The 18,536-nt window shown below is 34.1% G+C and carries 16 protein-coding genes; 9 read left to right on the forward strand and 7 right to left on the reverse strand.

Annotated features, from left to right (window positions below; genetic code table 11):
- Nucleotides 1-243 precede the first annotated feature (243 nt).
- The gene (gene meaB / locus FJOH_RS25935) at nt 244-1,335 is read left to right on the forward strand and encodes a methylmalonyl Co-A mutase-associated GTPase MeaB (protein ID WP_012026983.1); all 1,092 of its coding nucleotides are present in this window, start codon (nt 244-246) and stop codon (nt 1,333-1,335) included.
- 27 nt (nt 1,336-1,362) lie between these two features.
- Here the strand turns inward: meaB and FJOH_RS25940 are convergent, their stop codons facing one another.
- The 4 genes from FJOH_RS25940 to FJOH_RS25955 all read right to left on the reverse strand — a co-directional run bounded on the left by FJOH_RS25940 (nt 1,363) and on the right by FJOH_RS25955 (nt 5,792).
- Entirely contained in the window at nt 1,363-1,896 is a 534-nt protein-coding gene (locus tag FJOH_RS25940; protein ID WP_012026984.1) for a hypothetical protein, read from the reverse strand.
- A 180-nt stretch (nt 1,897-2,076) separates the two neighbouring features.
- Nucleotides 2,077-4,017: an LTA synthase family protein gene (locus FJOH_RS25945; protein ID WP_012026985.1), complete on the reverse strand. Its 1,941-nt coding sequence runs from the start codon at nt 4,015-4,017 to the stop codon at nt 2,077-2,079.
- Nucleotides 4,018-4,059: 42 nt separating this feature from the next.
- Nucleotides 4,060-4,287 carry a hypothetical protein gene (locus FJOH_RS25950; RefSeq protein ID WP_012026986.1) on the reverse strand — a complete coding sequence of 76 codons (228 nt, stop codon included), beginning with the start codon at nt 4,285-4,287 and terminating at the stop codon, nt 4,060-4,062.
- Between the two features lie 119 nt (nt 4,288-4,406).
- On the reverse strand, nt 4,407-5,792 hold the full coding sequence (locus tag FJOH_RS25955) for an MATE family efflux transporter (protein WP_012026987.1): 1,386 nt from the start codon (nt 5,790-5,792) through the stop codon (nt 4,407-4,409).
- 190 nt (nt 5,793-5,982) lie between these two features.
- Between FJOH_RS25955 and FJOH_RS25960 the strand changes: the two genes are divergently transcribed.
- Together FJOH_RS25960 and FJOH_RS25965 are read left to right on the forward strand one after the other, a co-directional pair.
- Entirely contained in the window at nt 5,983-6,498 is a 516-nt protein-coding gene (locus FJOH_RS25960) for a hypothetical protein (RefSeq protein WP_012026988.1), read from the forward strand.
- A 168-nt stretch (nt 6,499-6,666) separates the two neighbouring features.
- Nucleotides 6,667-7,602, forward strand: a complete 936-nt coding sequence (locus tag FJOH_RS25965) for a DUF6268 family outer membrane beta-barrel protein (RefSeq protein WP_012026989.1) — start codon at nt 6,667-6,669, stop codon at nt 7,600-7,602.
- A 2-nt stretch (nt 7,603-7,604) separates the two neighbouring features.
- Here FJOH_RS25965 and FJOH_RS25970 read toward each other — a convergent pair whose 3' ends face one another.
- The 3 genes from FJOH_RS25970 to FJOH_RS25980 all read right to left on the reverse strand — a co-directional run bounded on the left by FJOH_RS25970 (nt 7,605) and on the right by FJOH_RS25980 (nt 10,822).
- Nucleotides 7,605-8,318 carry a LytR/AlgR family response regulator transcription factor gene (locus FJOH_RS25970; protein ID WP_012026990.1) on the reverse strand — a complete coding sequence of 238 codons (714 nt, stop codon included), beginning with the start codon at nt 8,316-8,318 and terminating at the stop codon, nt 7,605-7,607.
- A gap of 284 nt (nt 8,319-8,602) precedes the next feature.
- Nucleotides 8,603-9,589, reverse strand: coding sequence for a sensor histidine kinase (locus FJOH_RS25975; protein ID WP_012026991.1), 987 nt, complete (start codon nt 9,587-9,589; stop codon nt 8,603-8,605).
- Nucleotides 9,590-9,943: 354 nt separating this feature from the next.
- The gene (locus FJOH_RS25980; RefSeq protein WP_012026992.1) at nt 9,944-10,822 is read right to left on the reverse strand and encodes a PPK2 family polyphosphate kinase; all 879 of its coding nucleotides are present in this window, start codon (nt 10,820-10,822) and stop codon (nt 9,944-9,946) included.
- A gap of 93 nt (nt 10,823-10,915) precedes the next feature.
- Between FJOH_RS25980 and FJOH_RS25985 the strand changes: the two genes are divergently transcribed.
- The 6 genes from FJOH_RS25985 (at nt 10,916) to FJOH_RS26010 (ending at nt 18,512) form a co-directional block, all read left to right on the forward strand.
- The gene (locus tag FJOH_RS25985) at nt 10,916-11,752 is read left to right on the forward strand and encodes a DUF6929 family protein (protein WP_012026993.1); all 837 of its coding nucleotides are present in this window, start codon (nt 10,916-10,918) and stop codon (nt 11,750-11,752) included.
- Nucleotides 11,753-11,828: 76 nt separating this feature from the next.
- The gene (locus tag FJOH_RS25990) at nt 11,829-13,985 is read left to right on the forward strand and encodes a prolyl oligopeptidase family serine peptidase (protein ID WP_012026994.1); all 2,157 of its coding nucleotides are present in this window, start codon (nt 11,829-11,831) and stop codon (nt 13,983-13,985) included.
- A 195-nt stretch (nt 13,986-14,180) separates the two neighbouring features.
- A complete protein-coding gene (locus FJOH_RS25995; RefSeq protein ID WP_012026995.1) occupies nt 14,181-14,681 on the forward strand; it encodes an RNA polymerase sigma factor in 501 nt (166 codons plus the stop codon).
- A gap of 2 nt (nt 14,682-14,683) precedes the next feature.
- A complete protein-coding gene (locus FJOH_RS26000; protein ID WP_012026996.1) occupies nt 14,684-15,661 on the forward strand; it encodes a hypothetical protein in 978 nt (325 codons plus the stop codon).
- Nucleotides 15,662-15,740: 79 nt separating this feature from the next.
- Entirely contained in the window at nt 15,741-17,870 is a 2,130-nt protein-coding gene (locus FJOH_RS26005) for a vWA domain-containing protein (RefSeq protein ID WP_012026997.1), read from the forward strand.
- A gap of 54 nt (nt 17,871-17,924) precedes the next feature.
- Nucleotides 17,925-18,512 (forward strand): LURP-one-related/scramblase family protein, encoded by a 588-nt coding sequence (locus FJOH_RS26010; RefSeq protein ID WP_012026998.1) that lies wholly within the window; start codon nt 17,925-17,927, stop codon nt 18,510-18,512.
- The last annotated feature ends 24 nt before the right edge of the window (nt 18,513-18,536 follow it).

The raw sequence follows: 18,536 nt of genomic DNA on the forward strand, positions 1-18,536 counted from the left end.
ATTTTGAGCTGGAAACGCTGCAATACTACTCAAACCCGACAGGTTTTAAAAACCTGTCGGGTTTCTTTATGTTAAAAATTACTGCTAAACAATCTTTGTCGGGTCTTTTTGTATCAATTCTTCTACTTCGTTTAGAAACAAAAAATAGGATAACAAATTCGTGTAAATTCGTGCAATTACTGAATAACTAACCTTTTGAAACTGTTTTTGTTTTCTGTACTTTTACAATATTAAAAAAGTATTTTGTCAAGTTTAAAAAAACAGTCGGGAAGTTTAACTGAAAAAGCTGGAATTTCATCTCCTGAAATTACCAATGTTTCGGCTATCAATCAAATTAAAAACAAACGCAGACAACAGCCTTCGACAGCAGAATTAATCAATGGAATTCTGGCAGGAAATAGAACTGCATTAAGTCGAGCTATTACACTTGTTGAAAGCACTAATCCCGAGCATACGGCAAAGGCAGAAGAAGTTATAAATGGCTGTATTTCTTATGCCAATAAATCTATCCGAATAGGAATTACAGGAGTTCCCGGAGTTGGAAAAAGTACTTTTATTGAGGCTTTTGGAACTTCTTTAACTCAGACAGGAAAAAAAGTCGCTGTTTTGGCTGTTGACCCAAGCAGTTCAATCTCTCACGGAAGTATTTTGGGTGATAAAACCCGAATGGAAGAATTGGTAAAAGATGAAAATGCTTTTATCAGACCAAGTGCGTCTGGCGAAAATTTAGGCGGTGTTGCCCGTAAAACCCGCGAAACTATTATCTTGTGTGAAGCGGCAGGTTTTGACACCATAATTATTGAAACTGTTGGAGTTGGCCAAAGCGAAACTGCGGTTCACAGCATGGTAGATTTTTTCCTTTTATTGAAAATTTCCGGTGCGGGTGATGAACTTCAGGGAATAAAACGCGGTATTATGGAAATGGCAGATGCCATTGTCATCAATAAAGCAGATGGTGATAATATTAAAAAAGCAAATCAGGCGAAACTTGAATTTAACCGTGCTTTGCATTTATTTCCTCCAAAAAAATCAAGCTGGCAGCCAAAAGTGACCACTTGCAGTGCGATTACAAAAGACGGAATTTCGGAAATTTGGAATACCATTTCTGATTATTTTGAAATGACTAAAGAGTCTGGCTTTTTTCAGGAAAAGAGAAACGAACAAAACCAGTTTTGGATGATGGAAACTATTAACGAACAGCTGAAACAAAATTTCTACAATCAGCCTGAAATCATTTCATTATTGGAACAAAATAAAAAAGCGGTGCAAAATAATGAAATATCACCTTTTGCAGCCGCTCAGCTTTTATTAAACGAATATAAAAAGAGCTTCTAATTCCTTAAAGCTTTTTTACTATTTCATTTATTTTACATTCATTGAAATTGTATAAGTATCTTCACTTTCTAAAATACGATATTTACCAGGAATTAAAATGTCTGAATTGAACTTAAGGGATTTAACTAATTCCGGAGCTATAGTCTGTCCTTCCGGAATTACATAAACGTCTCCATTTTGCAATAATACTTTTTTATGTTCTGCGGTTAAAGCACTTTTTTGAATTTCCATAACAAAATTCCCTTTTTCATTTGTAACACGTACTGGTGTACCGCCAGGATTTGGTTTCGCAAAGCCATAGGTTCTCCATTCGTAATAAACAAAATTACAAAACCCTTCCGGCTGACTGCAGTCAATATTATGCGCTCCCCAGGCTTGCACAATAACACCTTCATAGTGCGGTAAATATCTTTGAGTATTGGGTTGATTTTCCTGCTCTGTGTTTGATTGAGCATTTTGATCTTCACTAGAATCGTTGTTGCAGCTTATAAAAAAAGCGACAAACGCAAAAACTAAAATTGCTTGTAATACTTTCAATTTTGTTTGTTGTAAATTTTCCATAATAAATTAATTTAATTGACCTTACTCTATTACTGGCTTTTCAGGTTACGCCTTTTGGTTTAGTGTATATCAATTAAATTTATTTTTTGTTACCCTTTTCGTTTGAATTTTAATACAAAAAAAAGCTGCTAAGTATGAAATTACACACCTAACAGCTTTTCTTTTGAAATGAATTGAAAATTATTTTTTCGTGTCTCTAAGCTTATATTTGTTTTCTTTATATAAATTTCCAGCCGTAATTACGTGTGCCAAAGCATCTTTTGCCAATTCTTCATTTAATTTTACCGGAATTAAAGTTGTATCGTTTTTGATTTCAAACTGAAGCGGCTTCAAATTTGGCTGCATAATGACAACCTGATTTTCAACTCTAAAAGCATTAATATCATTAAACTGCATAATAGATCTTCCCTGAACTTTTGGATCTAATCTGCTTAAATTTCTTCCTACCATTGGCGTTTCAAAAGGAATTCCTAAATAACTCAATAATGTAGGCGGAATATCAATCTGACTTGCCAGTCTGTCATAAACGGCACCTTTTGGAACTCCCGGCCCCATAATAAATGCCGGAATATGGAATTTATTAATTGGCACTAAATTCTTTCCGTATGTTCTGGTGTTGTGGTCAGCAATTACAATAAAAATTGTGTTCTTAAAATAGGGTTCTTTTTTAGCCATTTCAAAGAATTTCCCAATCGAGAAATCGGCATATTTCATAGCGTTGTTTACTGTTGCCGGTTTTGCATCATAAGGTTTAATTCTTCCCGCAGGATATTCAAACGGCTCATGATTAGAAGTTGAAAACATTAAAGAAAAGAACGGTTTATCGCCTTTTGATTTGAAATAATTATTGGCTTTCGTAACCAAATCTTCATCAGAATAACCCCAGGTTCCTTTGAAAGCATATTTATTTCCGTCTGATTCAAAATCGGTCTGGTCTACGATGTCTGTAAAACCATTTCCATTGAAAAACGAAGCCATATTATCAAAATTAGCCATTCCGCCGTAAATGAAACTGGTATCGTAACCTTTATGTTTTAAAGCGTCGGCAAGTGTAAAAAATCCTTGCTGTGAGTTTCCAAGTTTTACAACACTTTCTGATGGTGATGGTAAAAATCCGGTTACAACGGCTTCGATACCGCGTACACTTCTGGTTCCTGTACAATATAAATTGGTGAACAATAATCCTTCTTTTGATAATTTATCAAATTCTGGTGTTAATGGTTTTCCGCCTAAAATTCCAACGTATTCTGCACCTAAACTTTCTTGTAGAAATATTACCAAATTATATGGCTTTTTCATAACAGAATCTGGCTGCTGTACATGCAAAAACGGAATTGCTGCATCTGTAAAATCATTTGGACCGGCGATCATGTATTTTTTCACACGCGCAATCGCTTCGGCTTCATCCATTTTACCGTACATTTTAGTATTTCCTTCGTTCTTAATTGAATAAGCGGCAAAAGCAACCGTATAAAATGAGTTTAATCCTAGAGTATTTGTTAATTGATCTGTTGAGAAAACGGCATTACTGGCATTAATAGGGCGTTTTGAAGTAAGGCTTGAACGCGCTCCAAAAAACAATAAAAAAGCAGCTAATGGAAAAACCATTAATTTGAATTTATATTGAGTGCTTGTAGTATGAAAATATTTTTTCCCTTTTTTGAAGGCAAAATAAATCACAACTCCCAAAATCAAAAAAGTCACGATAATAGAAGTCAAGTAACTTTTTAAAAGCATTCCCACTACTTCTTTTGGATAAATAAGATAATCTAAGAAAATCTTATTTGGACGTGTATCGTACTGTTTTACAAAATCTGGTGAAGCCAGTTCTACAAAAAGTATTAAAAACAGAAACAAGAAACTGTAAATTACCAGAAACTTATTGGTGAATTTAATCCAGTTGTTTGGCAGAAAAGTGATTAAAACAGCCGGCAGAAATGACAAATAACAAAGTAAAATTAAGTCCATTCGCAAACCGATTGGAAAAATATACCAGAAATCTGGTGTCTGCTCTACTCTTTCTTTAAAAAGAAAAAACAAAAAGATTCGGCTTAAAGTCGTAATCAGTAATCCGATCAATATAAAATTGAAAATAGGTTTTAAGAAACTTAATTTTTTCATTAGATGATTTAAATTAATTTTTGGTTGAAAAATACTGTATCGTTACTCTTCGTAACGATTTACTTCTCTGTCATAAAACTCGTTTGCTTTTTCAATTAAGCCTTCCATTTCCGCATTTAATTCTGCTTCATCAAGATCTTCAGCTTCTTCCAAAAATTCAACCTCATCATCTTTTAGGTTAATTATAAATCTAGGATAATCCAGGTGAATGATAAAAATATCATCTGGAAAATCAGTATTATCTCCGAGTAAAAATTTAGGTAATTCCATATTATTTAAGTTTATTTTTAGATGTTACAATTGTCTGTTATCAGACTCGTTTTTTGTTACAGATTAAAATGATTTTTCAATCCTAAAATCTGTTTTATATTATTATTCAAGCTTCAAACTTAATTATTTAAAGGTGAATTTGCGATTAACTTCTTCGTTAGAAAATGAAAGCGAATATACAGAAAAATTGCTGCTGCTGTTAAACCTGCCAAAAGTCCTATCCAAACGCCTTGCGCTTTTAGTTCTGTATGCTCTCCTAAATAATATGAAATAGGAAAACCAATGATCCAATAAGCCACAAATGTAATATACATAGGCACTTTTACATCCTGTAAGCCACGCAGAGCGCCCAAAACTACAACCTGAATTCCATCAGAAATTTGGAAAACAGCCGCAATTAAAAGCAGTTTTGATGCAATTGCAATTACTTCGGTATTATCCAGAACCTGTCCTGTATTTTCCATATTTAAAAACATATGCGGCAGATAATTATGGAATACTATAAATAGAAGTGCAAAGAAAGTTTCGAGTATAATTGCCAGTAAGAAAATAGAACGGGCTACGACAATCAGCTTTTTATAATCGTTTAATCCTCTTTGGTTGCTGACCCTGATCATCGAAGTGACGCTCAATCCCATTGCAAACATAAAAGTCATCGAAGCCAGACTTAAAGCAATCTGATTAGCGGCCTGACTGGTTTTTCCAATATTACCGCAAAGCCATATAGAAGCGGTAAACAAAACTACTTCAAACAACATTTGCATTGCCGATGGAAATCCAATGCTGATGATTTTTTTGATCGTTGCTTTTTTGATTTCATCAAAACTGAAACCTTTAAAGAAACGTTTTAAATCGTCTCTTCTTGACAACATTATATGCATAAACATTACCAAAAATATTCTCGAAATCACAGTTCCCAATGCCGCCCCAATAATTCCCATTTTTGGAAAAATCCAGATTCCGTAAATTAAAACATAGTTTAACCCTACGTGCAGCACGTTTGCCATAACCATGGCATACATAGAATATTTGGTAAGAGACATTCCGTCTGCAAATTGCTTATATCCCTGATACATAATTAAAGGAATCAACGAAAAAGCTACCCAGCCCAAATAAGGTTTTGCCAGAACAATAACATCTGCAGGCTGTTTTAATAATTCCATTATAGGTTTTGCAAACATGATTACAGTAAAAAGCACTAGTCCTAAAATGGTGCATAAAAATAATCCGTGGTGAAAAGCAGAACGAATTTTACTGTCATTTTTTTCTGCATCGCCTTCGGCTACAATTGGAGTTATGGCAGTAGAAAAACCAATTCCCAGAGACATTGCAATAAAAATCATGCTGTTTCCTAATGAAACTGCTGCTAATTCTGTACTGCCAATTTTCCCTACCATTATATTGTCGACAATACCAATTAAAGTATGGCCAACCATTCCTAAAATAACAGGATAGGCAAGTTTAAAATTATATGAAAATTCTTTTGTGTACTGCTTTAAATTCACTTGTATTCTTTTTTAGTGCGCAAAGATAATCAGAAGCTTCGAATTCTGATCTATTTATAAAAACATAAGCCAATATTAAGACTAAAATCAGCATACCATAATATTATATAACGATTTTTAAAAATTATATAACAAGCTCAAAAGACCTCTATTTTACTTTTACATTATTAATAATTCAAAAATATTTGCCATGAAAAAATTACAGATTATATGCCTAGCTGCCTTTGCTTTTTTATACTCCAACACAACTTTCGCTCAAGACGCCGCAACAAATTACAATCAGGGATTTAGATTAGGTTTTGGGTTAAATGGCGGTATTCCAACCGATAATGATTATGACTGGTCACTTGGAGGAGACGTTCGTTTACAATATGATTTATCTAAAAAAACATCATTAACGCTAACAACAGGTTTTACAAATTTATTTTTAGGAAAAGATGATTTAGGAAATGACATAAAAGATTTAGGATTTATTCCTGCAAAAGCTGGTTTTAAAGCTTTTATCTGGGAAGATCAATTTTATGTTTTAGGTGAAGTAGGTGCCGGTTTTGCTGTAACAAACGGTTATAACGACACTACTTTTTTATGGGCGCCTGGAATTGGGTACGCCAACAAATACATTGATATAAGTGTCCGCTACGAGGACTACAACAAATTCAAAACCAACCAAGTGGCTTTACGTTTAGCCTATGGTTTTGATCTATAAAAAGAAAGGTTTATTTTATTTTTTTGTTTTTGGTAACAGACCCGGAAGTTTTCATAGTCTTCCGGGTTTTGTATTTTATGCCATTGGTCAAAACAAAATTACCATTAGTCAAATGATTTTTCAGGATTGATTTAGATCGCGGTAATTCGCAGAAAAATTAATCAAATCATGAACAAAACAGTTTTTTATCTATCGCAGCTTTTTCTTCTTTTATTGGTTTCTGCTGCAGCACAATCACAATCCGGAATTTCAGGCGAGTTTAAAGTCGATTATGTTCCTTTTTCTAAATATGTCCGGCCAATGGACAGCACCAGAACAAATGCCGAAAGCAATTTTAAAAGAGCCCAGATTGTTTTTGAAGTGCCAATTTCGTTAGAAACAGACAAATACAATAATCCCAGACTCTGGTCTGTTTTTGTAAATGGAAGTTATGCGAGAATGGAAAACAGAAACTACAATATTCAAGATCTCCCGACAGAATTTCAGACAGGATTTCCAACTGAATTATTGAACACACAAGTTGGTATTAAACATTTACGATCTATTTCTCCATCCTGGTCTTTATTAATCCTGGCTTCTGTTGGAGTTTATACAGATATGGTCGAAATTAACAAAGATGATGTCCTGATACAAGGAGGAGTGCTTTTTATCAAACAATTTAATCCTAATCTGGCTTTAGGTATAGGCCCGGTTTTAACCAATAGTTTTGGTGTGCCAATGGTATTGCCCGGAATTTATTTTAATTGGGAATTCAGAGGCGCCTTGCATTTTAAAGTTGCTTTTCCTGAAGGTGTGGAGTTTGGCTATAAAATGTCTGACAATCTTGATTTAAAGCTTGTGGGAGAATTAAGCGGTATGACGGCCGAAACCAAAATTGGAAATAAATCTTCGTTATTGGGATATCAGCAGATACTTGCAGGTTTACGACCTCAGCTTAAGTTTGGCGAGCATTGGACTCTTGAACCTACTGCTGGAACTACTCTTCTTCGCAGTTTCTCTACTACTAATAGAAAGATTAAAGATATTTTTAAAGAAAAAGATATAGCCGATCCAAGATTTACTACTACTTTTTACGGAGCAATAGCTCTAAAATGGAAATTCTAGAGCTACCTGCTTAATAAGTTTTTATAGACTACCTCTTTCAATAATGCCTCGCGGCGGGTTCTTGAAATTGGTAGTTCTTGTCCTTTTATAAATAATCGTCCGCCCGAAACAGAATCGATATGAGTGATGTTTACTAAAAATGATTTATGAATTCTAAAGAAAATCTCTGCCGGAAGTGTTTCTTCTAATGAAATCATGGTTTGATGAATTACAATGACTTTTTCTTTAAAATGAAGTTTAGCATAATTCTGCATTCCTTCAATATATAAAATATCTACCCAGGAAATTTTCTGAAATCCTTCTTCCTGACGCACATATAAAAACGGATCTAATTGATTTTGTTTTGGAGCGTGCATCATTTGATGCCATTGTCTGGCTTTTAAAGATGCCTGATAAAAGCGTTGAAACGTAATAGGTTTTAATAAATAATCTACAACCTGTAACCGATATCCGTCTAGAGCATGTTCTGAATAAGCAGTTGTAAAAATCACCAATGGCGGATTATCTAATGCTTCCAGAAACTCTAATCCGGTAAGATAAGGCATATTGATATCGAGAAACATCAAATCGATTTGCTTTTCCTGAAGATACGAAGTCGCTTCTAATGCCGAAGCACATGTGCCTGCAGCTTCCAGAAAATCAATTTTAGAAATAAAATCTACGATTCCGTTTCTTGCAATAGGTTCATCGTCTATAACGAGGCATTTCATGTTCATAATATTGTTTTTGTTTCAGGTTTTCTTTGTTTCAGGTTTAATATTTTTTTAATCCTTTTAATCTGTGTAATCTGTGGCTAAAAAATTTAACCGCAAAGGACGCAATCCCGATAGCTGTCGGGATACGCAAAGTTCGCAAAGTTTTAAGTTTAATAAGAATGCAGACACAAAGCATTAGATTAAAAATTCGTGCTAATTAGTGCAATTGCTTCACCTGTTCGCTATCGCTCGGGTCGTGGCAAAAATAAAATCTTTTTAATCATTTTAATCTGTGGCAAAAAAAATCATTTTAAATCTAAAACCACAATAACCGTAAAATCAGAATCGGTTTTATTGATATTGAATTGATGTTTTTCCGGATATTGAATCGCTAATCTTTTCTGTACGTTTTCAAGTCCTAATCCCTGACTTTTAGACGGAATTTTATATTGTTCTGTATACGAGTTTTCGATTCTAAAATTCAATTGATGATTTATCTGCTCGCACGATAAATGCACGTATCCTTTTTGATTTGGAAGTCGGGACACGTGTTTAAAAGCATTTTCAATTAAAGGAACCAAAAGCAATGGTACGATTTGAAGCTGTCCGTCTTCAATATTCCATTTACTTTTTACTTCCAGTTCATTTCCCCAGCGGGTTTCTTCAACAGCAAGCAAATCTTTCAAATATTTAATTTCAAGATGCAGCGGCACATATTCTTTGTTGCATTCATACAATTGATAACGCAGAATATCTGAAAACTGAACCAATAAAACTGACGCCAATTGTACGTTACTCTGCATTAGAATATGAATATGATTCAAAATATTAAACATCAAATGCGGATTTATCTGATCCTGCAAAATCTTGATTTGCGCTTCAAGGTGAACTTGCTGCAATTGTGCATGATTTCTTTCGATGACATTATGCTCCTGATAAAACCGAAGTCCGCAGGCAGTACCGCAGATTAAAATCGCCGATGGAATGTTGCCGTAAAATCGTGACCACAGAAAATGAAGAGACTCCACATCAGCTTCTCCGGGATATGCTTTCCTTCTCAAAACCGAATCAGAAAAAACAATATAAATCAGTGACAGACAAAATGCCAAAAGCAGTACAACAATAACGCTTTGTACCGCAAACCAGTTCATTTTATTTTGTTTTAGTGCTTTAGGCAGTATAACATCACTTAAAATATGAGCTAAAACGGCAGAACAAAACAAAACTAAAACTGCCTGAATCGTGGCCGTCAAAAAATCGTAATCTTCAATCATCTGGGCCCAGATTGTCATGCCTAATAAGCTCCAGAAAAAGACTAAAAATATCCAATGGCTATTTTTATAATTTGCAACCATCTAAATAATTTATAAGATTTACATTCAAAATTAACCTATATATTTTAAACAAACAGCAAAGGAGCACAAACCACAATTGCTGTTAAAATTAGTTTGATGAACTACACTATTGTTTTGACCAACGGAATTTTTGAAGGTATCTAAATGAAAAACAATCCTTAAAACAAAAAAGCTCCAGAGGAGTGACATATATTTTTCTGTAATCTAAATATATGTCACTCCTATGAAGCTTTATAATGCAAACGTTTATTCTTTGCTATAAATATTTTGCTTTTCTGAAGCTTAAAAAAACTATTTTTTTGCAAGCTGTTCTTTATAAAGCGCAAAATTGGCTTTTATCTTATCGTCCAGTTCCGGTTCTTTAATATCTGTGTACTGCTTCATTTCTTCCCAAATAATTTTGGCTACAATATAACGCGCCATATCTTTATCATCGGCCGGAATAATGTACCATGGGGCATGTTCTTTAGAAGTTTCATTTATAGCTTCTTCGTAATACTTTTGATATTCATCCCAATGTCCACGCTCTTTAAGATCGCCCGGAGAGAATTTCCAATTGTGTTTTCCTTCTTCTAAACGGCGTAATAAACGCTGACGCTGTTCTTCTTTACTTAAGTTCAGAAAAAACTTCATGACAATAGTTCCGTTTTCGGCAATATGCTTTTCGAAGTTATTGATTTGTTCAATTCTATTTTTCCAGAATTTAGGTTTAATATCGTCAACAGAATTAATTCCGGGTAAATTCTCTGCCAAAATATATTCCGGATGCACACGTGTTACCAATACATTCTCATAATGCGTACGGTTAAAAATGGCAAACTTTCCTTTTTCCGGCAGGGCAATATAATGACGCCATAAATAGTCGTGTTCCAGTTCTGAAGAATTTGGCGTTTTAAAACTATGCACCACAACTCCGCGCGGATTAAATTCTTTAAAAACTTCCCTGATTAAACTGTCTTTCCCGGAAGTATCCATTCCCTGCAGACAAATTAAAACAGCATATTTATTGTGTGCATACATTACATCCTGCAAATCACTCAATTTCGCCTGGACTTTGTCTAATTTTTCTTCTTTTTCATCAGCATCAGCATCGACTTTTAATAAAGTAGGAAGTTTACTTAATTTGATTTTGTCAGTAACTTTAAAATCTTTCGGATCTATTGATTTCATATTTTTCACATTTATATCATAAATATACTACTTTTACGAATTCTGTCAGCTATCGGCATCACTATTAGCTGCCTGTTTTTCAAAATAACATTCATGGAAAAATTTACATTAGAGATATTATTTCAAATCATCGGAATCGGTTCTGCATCAGGATTATTTTACAACAATGATGCCCTTTACATTATTGGCGACAACAGCGGATTTTTATACGAATACAACATGCAGAATCAGCAGTTGAATCAGCATGCTTTAATTGATAATCCAACGCAGAATATCCCCAAAAATTTAAAACCAGATTTTGAATCTTTAACACATCACAACGATACGCTTTATGTTTTTGGTTCCGGCTCTACCGAAAACCGAAACAAAATGATTGAGTTTGATATTAAAAATAAAAACGTTTTACAAAAAAACAATTTAGTCGATTTATATGCCGTAATGCAGAATTTCGGTTCAATAAAACCAGAAGATTTTAATCTGGAAGGAGCTGTCTTTGATGGTGAAAACTGGTATTTATTTAACCGCGGAAATGGCGTATCAAATAAAAACACCATTTTTACCATTCACGCCAAAAGTCTCGGTGATGAATTTGCTTTGGTTGCGACCAATTATAAACTTCCAAAAATAAAAGGCATTCGTTCCAGTTTTACTGATGCTGTTTTAGTCGAAGACAAAATCTATTTTCTTTCAACCGTCGAAAACACAAAATCAACTTATGATGATGGTGAAATTTTAGGAAGCTTTATTGGCAGAATTGATCTTAAAACGATGAAAATTGATTTTACTCAAAAAATTACTTCAACTAATAAATTTGAAGGTTTGACTTTCTATAAAAAAGAAAACAATAAAATCGAGTTTTTACTTTGCGAGGATAATGATACGGAATTGTTAGAAACCAAAATTTTCAAATTGACTCTTCCAATTAAATAAAATGTAACATTTTTCTTAAAATAACGTCTTTTATACCAAAACCAAGAACCAATAATTATAAATTTATTTAAAAATAATGATCAAAAAAACCGCTTTCGCTCTTTTAGTTTTTATTACAAGTCAAGCTTCACAAGCCCAGTACAAATACCCTGCAACTCCTGAACGTCCTGTTGTAGAGGATTATTTTGGAACAAAAATCACAGATTCATACAGATGGCTTGAAGACATGAACAATCCTGAAGTTCAAAAATGGTTCAAAGACGAATCGGATTATACCAACTCTATTGTGAAAACAATTTCTGGACGTGATGCTCTTTTTAACAGAATGAAAGAAATTCAAGCTTTGAGTGGAGATCAATACGGAACTATTAGACAAGTTGGAGATATTTATTACTATACAAAAAATAAAAAGAAAGAAAACATATATAAATTGTATTTCCGTAAAAATAGAAACGGAGCTGAAATTTTATTATTAGATCCCAGCACAATAACTAAAGGTGCCACTATAACCAGTTTTAATATTAGTCCTGACAATAAAAAATTGGCAGTAACTATATCTGAAGATGGCGCAGAAGTTTGCGATCTTAAAATTATGGATCTTGAATCAAAAAAATTCCTCTCAGATAAACTTACGCCTGTTTGGAGCGAATTCCCTTTTGAATTTACTCCAGACAGTAAAGCCATAACCTACACTCAAATGGTCACTAGAAATAATACAAGTGACGATTTTTTGAAGAACATGAAATCGCTTATACATGTAATTGGCACTGATCCCAAAACAGATAAAATACTTGCTTCAAAAGAAAACAATCCTGAGTTAGAAATTTTAGCGGCACAATTTCCTTCTGTTAAGCTTCCTGATGATTATTCGTATGTCATTTTGGATATTGGATCTACAAAAAATGAAGAATTTTCTTTTTATGCCCCGTTTTCAGAACTGGGAAAATCAAAAATTAATTGGAAACCATTAATAAAATATGAAGATGAAATAACTGACAGCCAAATTATTGGCGACAAAATATTTTTCCTTACTCATAAAAATACACCTAATTATAAACTAGCATATACAAGTCTAAAAAATCCAGATTTCAACAATCCAACGATTCTTGTTCCTGAAAGCAATAAAATAGTACGAAGATTAAGAAAGTCTAAAAACTTCATTTACTATAATTTGAGTGACGGAATCAATCAGGAAATTTTTCAACTTAATGCCAAAACTTTAGAAATCAAAAAGATTCCAATACCTGCGGGTTCTAATGCCGGATATCCACTAAGTCCACGTTACAACGATGATCTGATGCTTTTTAACAATGGCTGGGTTACACCATCAACAGATTATGATTATAACGGCTTAACAGGTAAATTAGAAAAAAGCAAAGAATTAACATCTAATGGTACATTCCCTGACTTTAGCAAAGATTATGTTGTAAAAGAAATAGAAGTACCAAGTCATGATGGAGTAATGGTGCCTTTATCTATAATTTATCCTAAAAACATCAAAATGGATGGTTCTACATCTTGCTTTATTACAGGATATGGTGCCTATGGAATTAGCCAATATCCGTATTTTGTCGGCCCTAGTTTAATGACTTTATTAGAACAGCATACTATTGTAGCTTTTACACACATAAGAGGCGGAGGTGAAAAAGGCAATCAATGGCATGTAGACGGAATGAAAGCTAAAAAACCAAATACATGGAAAGACTTTATTGCCTGTTCTGAATATTTGATAAAAGAAAAATATACTTCTAAAGAAAAACTTATTGGAAATGGAGTAAGCATGGGAGGTGTATTGATTGGAAGAGCAATTACCGAACGCCCTGATCTTTACAAAGTGGCACTTGTAGAAGTAGGCTGCACAAACACCTTAAGAATGGAAACTACTCCTAATGGTCCAAACCAAATACCTGAAATTGGCTCTCTAAAAAATGAAGAAGATGTAAAACATATATTAGAAATGGATTCGCAAAGCAAGGTAAAGAAAGGAGTAAAATATCCTGCGGTTTTAATTCGCACCGGTATTAACGACCCTAGAGTTACCCCTTGGGAGCCTGGTAAATTTGCAGCTATTTTACAAAATTCCACCAGCTCTGATAATCCGGTTTTACTGCATGTTAATTATGCCAATGGTCATCATTCTAATGATTTGGATGTTACCTTTGGAGATGAAGCTGACATGTATGCCTTTGCATTGTGGCAGGTTGGAAATACAAAATTTCAAATTAAACCATAACTTTTAAATTTTTGCTTTTTTATAAGATTCTATAAATGCTTGCGAAGACGTGCTGTAGTGCGTCTTCGCAAAATAATAAATAAAAAAATTAAACTTTTTTTCATCTGCGTCCCAACCTTTTTATCTTTTTAGCACTCTTTATAATTAAAGACCAAAATTGTGATAAACGAAACTCTAATTTCTAACTGCAAAAAAATGAACCGTGATGCCCAGCGTCAGGTTTATGAGCACATGGCTCCAAAATTGTATCGCGTCTGCAAACGATACCTAAAGAAAGAAGAAGAAATCGAAGAGGCGCTTGCCGATGCTTTCTATACCATATTTACAAAATTAGATCAGCTTAAGGAAGAAAAAGCCTTTGAAGCTTGGGCCAGAAAAATTGCCGTTAATTATTGTTTGGCATCAATCAAGAAAAACACAAACTTCAATATGTATCTTGATGATGTTAAGGTTCTTTCGCAGCCTTTTACAGAAGAAATGAACGCATTAGAAGAAGAAGATTTACTCAATTTATTAAACCATATTCCAGACGGCTGTAAAACTGTTTTTAACCTTTTTGTTATTGAAGGTTACGGACATAAAGAAATTGCAGCTATGCTTAACATTTCTGAAGGCACTTCAAAATCACAATTGAATGCCTCAAAAACCAAGCTGAAGGAATTAGTAAATAAATTGTATTATCAAAAAGCAAAATAGTCATGGACAATCAAGATAAAATATTCAACAGATTTAAGGAAGCTGCAGATAGTGCAGAAACCAAAGATTTTCCGGGAATGGAAAAAGTCTGGTCGCGCGTTGAAGAAAAACTCGACAGAAAAGAAGACAGAAAAACCATTTCACTTTGGAAAAAAATTGCGGTTGCGGCTTCTCTTTTATTAGTAATCTCTTTAGGATACCAATTTTTAAAAACCGATAAAAAAGCCGTTATCGAAACGCCAAAAGTTGTAGTTAACGAAGATGATAAACCAACAACAGAAGACCCGTCTTTTGAAGAAAACAAAGCAGTAGTTTCTTCAGATTCGCAATTGGTTCCAAAAGAAGAAGCCGTTAAAATTCTGGACAAACAAATTAAACAGCAAGAAAAAGTAGCGGTTCAGGAAGTACAAGCAGCACCAAATGCAGTTTTAACTCCACCTGTTGTAACTGAAAGAGCAAATTATGATGCTATAATGGCAGTACCTTCTCCAGTTCGCGCAGAAGAAGAAGCGAAAGACGAAGAAATTATGCTTTCAAAATCTAAAGTGCAGACAGAACCTGGTTTTGGTTATGCTAAAAAAGCATCAAAAGAATCTTTTAGTTCTTCTGCCGAAAAAGCAGCACAATCTCCTAGAAAAAGTGCTCCATTAGTTGTACTGAACGGCAATGCAATTTCTCACACCGATGATGTAAAAAGAGACAGAATGATGCAGAGAGAGCTTCCTAATCTGGAACCTTCAAATGTTGAGTCTCTTGTTATATTAGATGATCCGCTTTATATTATTGACGGAATATATTATTCAGAAAATGATTTATTCGGAAAAAATCCAACAAGTCCATATGCTCCACTAAACGAGCAGGAAATTAAAACCATAACAATTCTACAGGATCTGGAAGCCACAGAAAAATATGGCGAAAAAGGAAAAAAAGGAGTTGTCATTATTACTACAAAAACAGGAAAACCGGCTCAGAAAAAATAGCCGAAAACAGTAAATCTTTGTCAAAGTTTTGAGCTTTGGTAAAGAAAAAAATCCGAACATTAATTTAAAACTTACTATCATGAAAAGTCTAAAACTTATTTCATCAGCCATTGCTATGCTTATATGTTTCGTAACAATGGCGCAGCAAAGAACCATTACAGGAACTGTTACAGATGAAAATTCAATTGCGCTTCCTGGAGTTAATGTCTACATGCAAAAAACAAAAACTGCTGCCACAACCGATTTTGACGGCAAATACAGCATTCAGGTTCAAAAAGGAGATATTCTTGTTTTTAGTTATGTTGGAATGAACACGCAAACCGTTACGGTACAAGATTCTAATATCATCAATATTACACTAAAAGAAAGTGGGAATCAGCTGCAAGAAGTTGTTACAGTGGGTTATGGGACTTCAAAATCCAGAAAGAAAATGGTAAAAGAATCCCGAATGATGGCACAAGGAAAAGTCTCAAGTTTACAAATCTCATCAAACAACCAATATACTCCGGCTCCAAATGTTTCTATGCCTGCTTCTGAATCTGCTGCGCCTAAAAACGAACCAATGTATATCGTAGATGGAGTTCCTATAAAAGCAGATCAAATGGCTAAAATTAATCCGAATGATATTGACGATGTAAAAGTTTTAAAAGATGAATCGGCTGCCTCAATTTACGGAAGCAAAGCTGCAAATGGTGCCGTTATTATTGCAACAAAAAAAGGACTTTACAAAAATCTTTCGGAGCAGGAATTAGATAAAAAACTAAATATTATCAGACCAAATCCAACTCTGCCAACTCAGGAAGATTATGATACTTTTGTAGAAAATGCTTTCGAAAGCCCGAAAACGGCACCGCTTTCTACTTTTTCTATTGATGTAGATAATGCTTCATATACTAACATCAGACGTTTTTTAAACAGCGGACAAGAAGTTCCAAAAGATGCTGTGCGTGTAGAAGAAATGGTAAACTTTTTTAAATACAATTATCCGCAGCCAAAAAATGAACATCCGTTTTCTATTAATACAGAATACAGCGATTCGCCTTGGAACTCACAAAATAAGATTCTAAAAATTGGTTTACAGGGAAAAAACATTGCAACAAACGATCTTCCTTCATCAAATCTTGTTTTTTTAATCGATGTTTCGGGTTCAATGGAAGACATGAACAAACTGCCTCTGCTAAAACAATCCATGAAAATATTGGTAAATGAATTACGCCCAACCGACAAAGTATCTATCGTAGTATATGCAGGTGCAGCAGGAATGGTTCTGCCTCCAACATCTGGAAATGAGAAAAAAACAATAATTAAGGCTCTAGATCAATTAGAAGCCGGAGGAAGTACTGCCGGAGGTGCAGGAATTGAACTAGCTTATAAAATTGCCACAGAAAATTTCATTAAAGGCGGTAATAATCGTGTAATTCTGGCAACCGACGGAGACTTTAACGTAGGAAGTTCGTCTAATTCTGATATGGAAAAACTAATCGAGGAAAAAAGAAAAACTGGTGTTTTCTTAACTTGTTTAGGCTACGGAATGGGAAATTACAAAGACAGCAAAATGGAAATCCTGGCTGATAAAGGAAACGGAAATTATGCTTATATCGATAACATTCAGGAAGCCAATCGTTTTTTAGGAAAAGAATTTAAAGGTTCTATGTTTGCAATTGCAAAAGATGTAAAAATCCAGATTGAATTTAATCCGAAACAAGTTCAGGCGTATCGATTGATTGGTTATGAAAACAGAAAACTTCGTCCGGAAGATTTTAAAAATGATGCTATTGATGCCGGAGAATTAGGAAGTAATCATACTGTTACGGCTTTGTATGAAATTATTCCGGCTGGTGTAAAAAGCGATTTTTTAAATGTACAGCCAGATGATTTAAAATACACTAAAACCGAAACCAATTCTGCCAATTACAGCAATGAACTTGCGACAATAAAATTCCGTTATAAAAAACCTGACGGAGACAAAAGCATCGAAATGGTTCAGGTAATCAATACTAAATCGGTTAGTTTAGACCAAGCAAGTGATGACTTTAAATTCAGCACAGCCGTGGCCTGGTTCGGGTTAAAATTAAGAGATTCAAAATTAATTACTGATAAATCTTCAGAGAGTATTGCTGAATTGGCACAACAAGGAATGTCATTTGACAAAGGCGGTTACAAAGCCGAATTTATTCGTCTTGTCGAAACTTCTGAGCAATACAATTAATAAATATTTTATTACATTTGCGCTTTATTCGAAACACTAATTTTTTACAAACGTATGAACCCAATTTTAAGCCAAAATCTATTTTTAGTTAAAGAACACATCGGAATGTTTAAAGCCGCAAACAACTATGATATTTATGATCCAGAAACGAATCAAATTATAATGAACTGCCGAGAAAACAATCTTGGTTTCTTTACTAAAATATTTCGTTTTACAGATTATAAAAGAGCAACGCCTTTTGACATTGAAATTACAACGGCTTCTGGCGAGAAATTAATTTCTGTAAAAAGAGGAGTTGCCATTTTTCGCTCAACAGTTAAAGTTTTTGACGAGAAAGACAGATTACTTGGAACCTTCAAACAAAAGTTCTTTTCTATTGGCGGTAAATTTGACATCTTAGATAAAAATGAAAGACCGGCTGCAACATTACAGGGAAAATGGACCGGCTGGGATTTTAAATTCTCGCATGAAAACAAACAGCTTGCTCAGGTAAGCAAAAAATGGGCAGGATTAGGTAAAGAGTTTTTTACAAGTGCAGATAATTATGTATTGAAAATTGAAGAAACCGTACCATCAGATAGTCCGCTTAGACAATTAATCCTTGCAGCAGTAATGTGTATCGACATGGTTCTAAAGGAATAAGAAAGTTGTTAAACTTAGATTAAG

The organism is Flavobacterium johnsoniae UW101, from assembly GCF_000016645.1.
In the GTDB taxonomy this organism is placed as follows: domain Bacteria; phylum Bacteroidota; class Bacteroidia; order Flavobacteriales; family Flavobacteriaceae; genus Flavobacterium; species Flavobacterium johnsoniae.

Coding starts and splice junctions, on each gene's coding strand:
- FJOH_RS25940 (WP_012026984.1), bottom strand. CDS start 1,896: ATGGAAAATTTACAACAAACAAAATTGAAAGTATTACAAGCAATTTTA.
- FJOH_RS25945 (WP_012026985.1), bottom strand. CDS start 4,017: ATGAAAAAATTAAGTTTCTTAAAACCTATTTTCAATTTTATATTGATC.
- FJOH_RS25950 (WP_012026986.1), bottom strand. CDS start 4,287: ATGGAATTACCTAAATTTTTACTCGGAGATAATACTGATTTTCCAGAT.
- FJOH_RS25960 (WP_012026988.1), top strand. CDS start 5,983: ATGAAAAAATTACAGATTATATGCCTAGCTGCCTTTGCTTTTTTATAC.
- FJOH_RS25965 (WP_012026989.1), top strand. CDS start 6,667: ATGAACAAAACAGTTTTTTATCTATCGCAGCTTTTTCTTCTTTTATTG.
- FJOH_RS25970 (WP_012026990.1), bottom strand. CDS start 8,318: ATGAACATGAAATGCCTCGTTATAGACGATGAACCTATTGCAAGAAAC.
- FJOH_RS25975 (WP_012026991.1), bottom strand. CDS start 9,589: ATGACAATCTGGGCCCAGATGATTGAAGATTACGATTTTTTGACGGCC.
- FJOH_RS25980 (WP_012026992.1), bottom strand. CDS start 10,822: ATGAAATCAATAGATCCGAAAGATTTTAAAGTTACTGACAAAATCAAA.
- FJOH_RS25985 (WP_012026993.1), top strand. CDS start 10,916: ATGGAAAAATTTACATTAGAGATATTATTTCAAATCATCGGAATCGGT.
- FJOH_RS25990 (WP_012026994.1), top strand. CDS start 11,829: ATGATCAAAAAAACCGCTTTCGCTCTTTTAGTTTTTATTACAAGTCAA.
- FJOH_RS25995 (WP_012026995.1), top strand. CDS start 14,181: ATGAACCGTGATGCCCAGCGTCAGGTTTATGAGCACATGGCTCCAAAA.
- FJOH_RS26000 (WP_012026996.1), top strand. CDS start 14,684: ATGGACAATCAAGATAAAATATTCAACAGATTTAAGGAAGCTGCAGAT.
- FJOH_RS26005 (WP_012026997.1), top strand. CDS start 15,741: ATGAAAAGTCTAAAACTTATTTCATCAGCCATTGCTATGCTTATATGT.
- FJOH_RS26010 (WP_012026998.1), top strand. CDS start 17,925: ATGAACCCAATTTTAAGCCAAAATCTATTTTTAGTTAAAGAACACATC.